This window comes from Sphingopyxis sp. (genome assembly GCF_035565275.1).
In the GTDB taxonomy this organism is placed as follows: domain Bacteria; phylum Pseudomonadota; class Alphaproteobacteria; order Sphingomonadales; family Sphingomonadaceae; genus Sphingopyxis.
Window position 1 is genome coordinate 1 of the sequence record NZ_DATMST010000117.1, and the last position, 7,504, is coordinate 7,504.

Genomic DNA, 7,504 nt, shown 5'->3' on the forward strand with positions numbered 1-7,504 from the left:
CGCCGCAGGAGCTGCGACGTCGGCGGCCGCTTCGGCAGGCGCGGCCGCATCGGCAGCGGCTTCGGCTTCAGCGGGAGCGGCGGTGTCGGCCGGAGCCGGCGTTTCCTGCGCGAAAACAGGCGAAAGGGCCACTGCGGTCAGGGCAATCAGGGGAGTAGCGAAAAGCTTCGCACGCAACATCAATCATTCTCCGGTTGTTGAAAATTCAGGGTTCAAGGAAACCCTGAACGTATACTACCCTGGGAAAGTTTCATGAAAAGGCCGAAATTGGCCATTTTTGCGCGAAAGGATCAGCGGCCGACGATCAACCGCGCCATCAGTTGATGGATTTTCTGCGGATCGCTCTTGCGCGAAATCTTGACTTCGAGCGGCGTCGCTGCCCCCGAAACCCAGACTTTCATGTCAGCGTCGAGGTCGAACGTCCCCGCGGTTTCGAACGAGAAACGCGTGACCGATCGCCACGGGATGCTCTGGAAATCCTTCTTCGATCCCGTCAGTCCCTGCACGTCGACGAAGATGAAGCGCAGGTTGGTCAGCAGCACGGTGTCGCGAATCGTCCGGAAAGCCGCGAGCACGCGCTCGTCGTCGATCAGCCAGGCCTGAAATTCGGCCTGTGCGCCTGTGACATCGATATTTCCGGCGCTGAACAGACCCATCGCCGCGCCCTCGTTTAACCGAGCAAGCGCTCGTTGACGACATTACCGCCCTGCGTCAGGCGCACCGCATTGCCGATTTCCTCGTCGAGCACCGGCCTCCCCGCTTCCTTGTCCCAGAAGGCCGAGAGGAAGTTGAACAGGTTGCGGCTGAACAGCGCGCTGGTGTCGGCGGGCATCAGCGCGGCGATATTCCTGGCACCGATCACGGTCACGCCATGGATTTTCTTCGCTTCGCCCGAAACCGACCCCTCGACATTGCCGCCGCTTTCGGCCGCCATGTCGACGATCACGCTGCCGCTGCGCATCGTGGCGAGCTGCGCGTCGCTGATCAGCCGCGGCGCGGGGCGCCCGGGGATCAGCGCGGTGGTGATCACGATATCCTGCTTGGCGATATGCGACGAGACGAGCTCGGCCTGTGCCGCCTTGTACTCGTCGGACATTTCGGTGGCATAGCCGCCCGCACCCTCGCCCTCGATCCCCGCGACCGTCTCGACGAAGATCGGCTTGGCGCCGAGGCTGAGAATCTGTTCCTTGGTCGCCGCGCGCACGTCGGTCGCGCTGACCTGTGCGCCGAGCCGGCGCGCGGTCGCGATCGCCTGCAGCCCGGCGACGCCGACACCCATGATAAAGGCCTTGGCGGCGCTGACGGTGCCCGCGGCGGTCATCATCATCGGAAAGGCGCGGCCATAGGCATTGGCGGCCATCAGCACCGCCTTGTAGCCCGCAAGGTTCGCCTGGCTCGACAATATGTCCATCGACTGCGCGCGCGTGATGCGCGGCATGAATTCCATCGCCAGCGCTTCGATACCGAGCTTCGCATAATCGTCGACGCGCGAACGCTCGCCGAACGGGTTGAGCCCGGCGGCAAGCCACGCGCCATCGGCAAAGCCCGAAAGACCTTTCGGATCGGGCCCCTGGATCGCGAGGATGATGTTCGCGCCCTTCAATGTCTCGGCGCGGCTGCCGACGCCGGCGCCCGCAGCGCTATAATCGGCATCGGCGATCGAGGCGTGCTCGCCCGCTCCCGCTTCAACGGCAACTTCGGCTCCCAATCCGATGAATTTCTTCACGGTTTCGGGGGTCGCGGCGACGCGGGTCTCGCCGGCGGCGAGCTCCTTCAGGACAGCGATGCGCATGCCGGCCGGATCAGGACGCGATCAGGAGGACGACGCCGATAGTGACGATCGCAGTGATGATCGACCCGACTTTGAACAGGCTGATGAAACCCGCATAGGTCTCTTCGGCTGCCTTCATTTCCTGCTGTGCCATCGCTTTTCCCCTATAATTGCCGTTTCATGTGACAGAACGCACAGCGCCGCGCCCCAGAATCGGTTATCGCGCCGGTCTTAGCCACGCGTTCTGCGATGCTCAAGTGCGGGTTTGACCACCGCGCGGCAGCGGCAAAAGACGATTGGCCTTAATCGCCCTTTTACCCCTATCGGTTAAACATGCGACTTAAGCGGAAAAAAATCATATATTTATCGGCTCAGGGGGCAGATTCGGAACGATGGTAAGCACGCGCGACACGCGAATGGTGATGATCGTCGACAGCGAGCCTGCGCAGCAGCGCTTTCTGGCGGCATTGGTGTCGCGCGGCGGCTGGCGCAGCGTCATCGCGGCCGATACCGACACCGCGCTCGCCAAGCTCGGCACACAGGAAGGCATGGCGCTCGACGCGGTGCTTGTCGATCAGGGCGCTCCCGGCGTTTCCATCCCCGAATTCGTTACCGAACTCCGTCGCTGGCGCCCTGCGCTGCCGCTCGTTGTCATCACGATGCGCAACGGCGTCGAGGTCGCGGTCGGCGCGATGCGCGCCGGCGCGAGCGACTTCGTCCAGAAACCGATCGCGCCCGACCGTCTGCTCGAGGCGCTCGACCGCGTCGTATCGACCGGCGGCCCGCAGGGCGAACTCCGCCCGCTCACCGAAAAGCTGCGCGCGCCGCTCGCGTTCGAGGAAATCATCGGGTCCAGCCCCAATTTCCGCAGCGCCCTCGCGATCGCGGCCAAGGCCGCGCGCGCGCGCGTCCCGGTGATGATCAACGGCAAGCCCGGGACCGGCAAGGAAGTCTTTGCCCGCGCGATCCACAGCGCCAGCCCCCGCGCGCGCGGCCAACTCGTCATGGTCGATTGTTCGGCGGTGTCGCCGGGGCTGATCGGCTCGGGCCTCTTCGGCCATGAACGCGGCGCCTTTGCCGGCGCGTTCGACCGTCAGGTCGGCCGCCTCGTCCAGGCCGACGGCGGCAGCATCATCATCGATCATGTCGAATGCATCCCGCTCGAAACGCAGGCGAAGCTCGTCGAATTCCTGAACACCGGCGAAGTCCAGATGATCGGCGGCTCGATCCGCCAGAGCGTTGACGTCCGCATTATCGCGACGAGCACCAGCCCGCTCGACAAGCTGATCGAGGCGGGTCATTTTCGCGAAGATCTTTTCTACGCGCTGTCCAGTGCGCAATTTACCCTGCCCTCGCTGAGCGAGCGCCGCGGCGATGTCGGCCCGCTCGCGCGCCACCTGCTGGCACGCATCGGCGGTCTGCCCGGCATGGGTCCGATCGGGGTCACCGACGACGCGCTGCGCCTGCTCGCCGCCTATGCCTGGCCGGGCAATGTCCGCCAGTTGCAGGATGTGCTGTTCCGCGCCGCGGTCGACAGCAAGACCGACGTGCTGACCAGCGCCGATTTCCGGGCGATCGAAGCGACGCTCGCCGGGGGCAGCGCCCACGGCGAAGGCGAAGTCGCGATCAATGGCGAGGCGATCGGGGTCACGCTCTATCTGCCCGACGGCAATCTGCGCCCGCTCGACGAAATCGAGGCCGACGTGATCCGCCTCGCGATCGGCCACTATCGCGGCCGCATGAGCGAAGTCGCCCGTCGCCTCGGCATCGGTCGCTCGACGCTCTACCGGAAATTGAGCGACCTCGGGATCGACACCGCCGCCTGAGCGGATTGGATGTCTAGTCCCCGGGCTTTTCCGAACGCGCGTACCATAGGCCAATCAGCGGAATGGCGATTGCGACGATCACGCCGATGATGACCGCAAGCCAGACCGCCATGCTATCTCTCCCTGTTTTCGTCAGCCGTTTAGGCGCGCCGCGTCCGGATTGCGAGACGCGATATTGATATATAAGTTATAGCTTATATAATGCCCCCGAACCAATCGGGAGAATCATCATGCCGTTCGATACCATTGCCCAGGCCGCCATGGTCGTCCGCACGGTCGAGGATGTCACGCACGAGGGACAGCCGGCGCGCGCCGTCGTCGCGTCGCGCGATTATCCGACCGGCATCGACGACCTCTGGAACGCGATCACCGAAAAGGACCGCATCCCGCGCTGGTTCGCACCGGTCAGCGGTGATCTCGAACTTGGCGGCCGCTACCAGATCAAGGGCAATGCCGGCGGTACGGTCACCGCGTGCACACCCCCGCGCAGCTTCGCGCTGACCTGGGAGTTTGGCGGCGGGATGAGCTGGGTCGAGGTCGAACTGGCCGAAGCCGGCAGCGATGTCACGCGCCTCACACTCCGCCATATCGCGCCGCTCGACGACAAGTCCGAGGAGTTCTGGGACCGGTTCGGCCCGGGCGCCGTCGGCGTCGGCTGGGATCTGTCGCTGATGGGCCTTGGCTGGCATATCGAAACCGGCGAAAGCAACGAGCGCTTTGCCGAGGAGACATGGGCGCTCGGCGACGAAGGCAAGGCGTTCGCGACCTGGAGCAGCGACGCGTGGACCGCGGCTTCGATCGCGTACGGGACCGCTGAGGAGGCTGCGAAACGCGCGGGCGCCAGCACCACCGCTTTCTATACCGGCGCCGCCGCTCCCGAATGAGTCACGCTTTCGATATCCTCGGCGACCCGGTTCGCCGCCGCATCCTCGAACTGCTCGCCGACGGCCAGCGTGCGTCGGGCGACATCGTCGAGGTCATCGCCGCCGAGTTCGGCATTTCGCAGCCCGCGGTGTCGCAGCATCTGCGCGTGCTGCGCGACAGCGGCTTTGCAACGTCGCGCGCCGACGGGAGGCGGCGGCTCTATGCAGTCGCGCCCGAGCGCTTCGACGAGGTCGATGCGTGGGTTCAGCGCTTTCGCCGGACATGGGAACCGCGCTTCGAGGCGCTCGCAACCGAAGTCGCCCGCGGAAAGAAGGCGCGGCGCGAGGGGAATTAGGCGGTCAGCGCCGCGTCGCGCAGCCCGCGCCAGACGCGCAGCGCCTGCCGGTTCTCGGCAATGTCGTGGACGCGCAGCAATTGCGCACCCTGCGCTGCCGCCTGATAGTGGAGCGCCACCGTGCCGCCCAGCCGCTGATCGGCCGCCGCTTCGTTATCGAGCGCGCCGATCATCCGCTTGCGGCTTGCGCCGAACAGGATCGGGCAGCCGAGCGTATGGAACAGCGCGAGACCATTGATCAGCGCCAGATTGTCGACGACCCCCTTGCCGAAGCCGAGCCCGGGATCGACGATGAGGCGCGACCGGTCGATTCCCGCCGCCTCGCACGCAGCGATGCGTCCGGCAAGCATATCGTAAACGTCGAAAACGACGTGGGCGTATGAACCGCCCTCATGCGGATCGCTCTTTGCCGACGGGGCGTGCATCAATACCACCGGACAGCCGGCGCCCGCGACGACCTCCATCGCCCGGTCGTCGTAGCGCAGCGCCGAAATATCGTTGATGACCGTCGCGCCGGCGGCAAGCGCCGCCTCCATCACCGCCGCCTTGCGCGTGTCGATCGAAACCGCGACGCCGCCCTTCGCCAGCCCCGCGACGACGCTCTCGATCCGCGAGATCTCGTCGCCTTCCCAGACGAGCGGCGCACCTGGCCGCGTCGATTCACCGCCAACGTCGACGATCGCCGCGCCCGCCGAGCCCATCGCGAACCCCGCGTCGACCGCCGCGGCGATGTCGACATGCTTGCCGCCATCCGAAAAGCTGTCGGGCGTGACGTTCAATATGCCCATCAACTGCGGCTCGTTCAGCTGGACCGTCCGCTCGCCGAGCTGAAGGGTGCCGCGTGGCCGCACGACGCCGGCACGCTGCGCGGTAGCGGATCGCGCCAGCCCCTCGGGCATTGCGGCGATCCAGCCTCCCCATTCGGCCACAGGAACGACCGCCGATCTGACCGCCGGGCCGTCACGCAAACTCATATGCCACGCGGCGAACCAGACCATCGTATCGGCGATCCGCAGGCAGTCGTCGTCCAGCTCGTGCGGCCGGTCGACGAAGCAGGCGGGTCGGCAATAAATCTGCGCAATCGCCGATGCGGCGCCGAGGTCGGGCTTGGTCAAAGGTTGAAACATGCCCGTTCTCACTCCGTCGCCCCCGCGAAGGCGGGGGCCGCTATCGGCGTGGCGCAAAGTTGCCAACGGCCTCCGCCTTCGCAGAGGCGACGCCGGATATCCTATGCCTCGTTCGCCAGCAACCAGTCCTGCCGCACCGCGTCGATCACGCGCAGTTCCTTGCCGGTGTCGACGTGCCAGAAGGTCCAGCCATTACAGCTCGGCGCACCCTGCACGCCCGCGCCGACCTTGTGGATCGACCCGGCCGGCTGGCCCTCGCATTCGAGGCTTCCGTCGACGCGCACCCTGGCTTTCCAGCGGCGCTTCGTATCGGTCAGTACCGTCCCCGGCGCGATCATGCCGCATTCGACAAGCGTGCCGAACGCGACGCGCGTCGCCGCCTTCGGCGCCATCATCGTCTTTACCGCGCTTTCGTCGAGCGGCAGCGCCAGCTCGATGCGTTCCAGCGCGGCTTCGATATAATCATCCTCGCGCTCGATGCCGATGAAATGGCGACCGAGACGTTTCGCGACCGCGCCGGTCGTGCCGGTGCCGAAAAAGGGATCGAGGATCACGTCGCCGGGGTTCGAACAGGCGAGCAGGATACGATAGAGCAAGGCTTCGGGCTTCTGCGTCGGGTGAACCTTCGTTCCGCCCTTCTTCAGCCGCTCCTGCCCGCCGCAGATCGGGATCAGCCAGTCCGACCGCATCTGGAGTTCGTCGTTCAGCGTCTTCATCGCGCGATAGTTGAAGGTGTAGCGCGCCTTTTCGCCCATCGATGCCCAGATCAGCGTCTCGTGCGCATTGGTGAAGCGCGTGCCCTTGAAATTGGGCATCGGGTTGGCCTTGCGCCACACGATATCGTTGAGGATCCAATAGTCATTGTCCTGCAACGCGGTGCCGACGCGGAAAATATTGTGATAGCTGCCGATCACCCAGATGCTGCCGTTCGGCTTCAGGATGCGCTTCGCTTCCTTCAGCCAAGCATGCGTGAAGCGATCATAGGTCGCAAGGCTGTCGAACTTGTCCCAGTCGTCGTCGACCGCATCGACCTGGCTGCCGTCGGGGCGCAGCAGGTCGCCGCCGAGCTGGAGATTGTACGGCGGATCGGCGAAGATCATGTCGACCGACGCCGCGGGCAGGCTGCGCATCATTTCGACGCAATCACCCTGAAGGATGCTGTCGAGCGGCAGGTCGGCCGGCGCGACTTTCGCCGTCCGCTGCTTCGTCGCCGGGGCCTTGACCCGTTCCATCACACCCATGTTTCGCCCCTGTCTTCGACTGAAAGAAGGCCCTGATGAGTCAGGCGGAGTCCGCCGTCAAGCGCCGGACTCTAGGGATTCCGCCTCTCCAATTGGTTAACGCGACGAGAACGAAACGAGTCTGGCACACCATATGGAGTCAGCCGCGACGCCGAGACTCAACCACTGGTGGTGTGGCGATGAGGACTCACAAGCGAAAAAAATTTCGTCAGAGGCCCGGATCGACCCCGGTCAGGTCGATCGAGCGCTGCCACAGTTCGCGCGCCAGCTTCGGATCGCGCGCCGCGCGCGTCGCGCGCGCCGGGCCCGAACGCCCCGAC

9 protein-coding genes are annotated in these 7,504 nt (G+C 65.3%); 3 read left to right on the forward strand and 6 right to left on the reverse strand.

Annotated features, from left to right (window positions below; all coding sequences use genetic code 11):
- From VN047_RS07905 to VN047_RS07920, 4 genes are all read right to left on the reverse strand, one after another.
- The coding region (locus VN047_RS07905) for a hypothetical protein (RefSeq protein ID WP_325541573.1) at positions 1-180 on the reverse strand (180 nt) is incomplete at its 3' end.
- Positions 181-290: 110 nt separating this feature from the next.
- The gene (locus VN047_RS07910; protein WP_325541574.1) at positions 291-656 is read right to left on the reverse strand and encodes a PH domain-containing protein; all 366 of its coding nucleotides are present in this window, start codon (positions 654-656) and stop codon (positions 291-293) included.
- 14 nt (positions 657-670) lie between these two features.
- Positions 671-1,792 carry an NAD(P) transhydrogenase subunit alpha gene (locus VN047_RS07915; protein ID WP_325541575.1) on the reverse strand — a complete coding sequence of 374 codons (1,122 nt, stop codon included), beginning with the start codon at positions 1,790-1,792 and terminating at the stop codon, positions 671-673.
- Between the two features lie 10 nt (positions 1,793-1,802).
- The gene (locus VN047_RS07920; RefSeq protein WP_325541576.1) at positions 1,803-1,925 is read right to left on the reverse strand and encodes an aa3-type cytochrome c oxidase subunit IV; all 123 of its coding nucleotides are present in this window, start codon (positions 1,923-1,925) and stop codon (positions 1,803-1,805) included.
- Between the two features lie 238 nt (positions 1,926-2,163).
- On the opposite strand from VN047_RS07920, the gene VN047_RS07925 reads away from it, so the two are divergent.
- The 3 genes from VN047_RS07925 to VN047_RS07935 all read left to right on the forward strand — a co-directional run bounded on the left by VN047_RS07925 (position 2,164) and on the right by VN047_RS07935 (position 4,816).
- Positions 2,164-3,597: a sigma-54 dependent transcriptional regulator gene (locus VN047_RS07925; RefSeq protein ID WP_325541577.1), complete on the forward strand. Its 1,434-nt coding sequence runs from the start codon at positions 2,164-2,166 to the stop codon at positions 3,595-3,597.
- A 230-nt stretch (positions 3,598-3,827) separates the two neighbouring features.
- Complete coding sequence (locus VN047_RS07930) at positions 3,828-4,481, forward strand: SRPBCC family protein (protein WP_325541578.1); 654 nt, start codon at positions 3,828-3,830, stop codon at positions 4,479-4,481.
- On the forward strand, positions 4,478-4,816 hold the full coding sequence (locus VN047_RS07935) for a metalloregulator ArsR/SmtB family transcription factor (protein WP_325541579.1): 339 nt from the start codon (positions 4,478-4,480) through the stop codon (positions 4,814-4,816). The genes VN047_RS07930 and VN047_RS07935 overlap by 4 nt, the downstream gene beginning before the upstream one ends.
- Here VN047_RS07935 and folP read toward each other — a convergent pair.
- Positions 4,813-5,943, reverse strand: coding sequence for a dihydropteroate synthase (folP, locus tag VN047_RS07940; protein WP_325541580.1), 1,131 nt, complete (start codon positions 5,941-5,943; stop codon positions 4,813-4,815). The two genes, VN047_RS07935 and folP, sit on opposite strands and share 4 nt — an antisense overlap.
- A 101-nt stretch (positions 5,944-6,044) precedes the next feature.
- Positions 6,045-7,184, reverse strand: a complete 1,140-nt coding sequence (locus VN047_RS07945; RefSeq protein WP_325541581.1) for a site-specific DNA-methyltransferase — start codon at positions 7,182-7,184, stop codon at positions 6,045-6,047.
- Positions 7,185-7,504: the final 320 nt, after the last annotated feature.

Bases quoted from the DNA above. Each gene is read 5' to 3' on its own strand.
- VN047_RS07910 (WP_325541574.1), bottom strand. From the start codon at position 656: ATGGGTCTGTTCAGCGCCGGAAATATCGATGTCACAGGCGCACAGGCC.
- VN047_RS07915 (WP_325541575.1), bottom strand. From the start codon at position 1,792: ATGCGCATCGCTGTCCTGAAGGAGCTCGCCGCCGGCGAGACCCGCGTC.
- VN047_RS07920 (WP_325541576.1), bottom strand. From the start codon at position 1,925: ATGGCACAGCAGGAAATGAAGGCAGCCGAAGAGACCTATGCGGGTTTC.
- VN047_RS07925 (WP_325541577.1), top strand. From the start codon at position 2,164: ATGGTAAGCACGCGCGACACGCGAATGGTGATGATCGTCGACAGCGAG.
- VN047_RS07930 (WP_325541578.1), top strand. From the start codon at position 3,828: ATGCCGTTCGATACCATTGCCCAGGCCGCCATGGTCGTCCGCACGGTC.
- VN047_RS07935 (WP_325541579.1), top strand. From the start codon at position 4,478: ATGAGTCACGCTTTCGATATCCTCGGCGACCCGGTTCGCCGCCGCATC.
- folP (WP_325541580.1), bottom strand. From the start codon at position 5,943: ATGTTTCAACCTTTGACCAAGCCCGACCTCGGCGCCGCATCGGCGATT.
- VN047_RS07945 (WP_325541581.1), bottom strand. From the start codon at position 7,184: ATGGGTGTGATGGAACGGGTCAAGGCCCCGGCGACGAAGCAGCGGACG.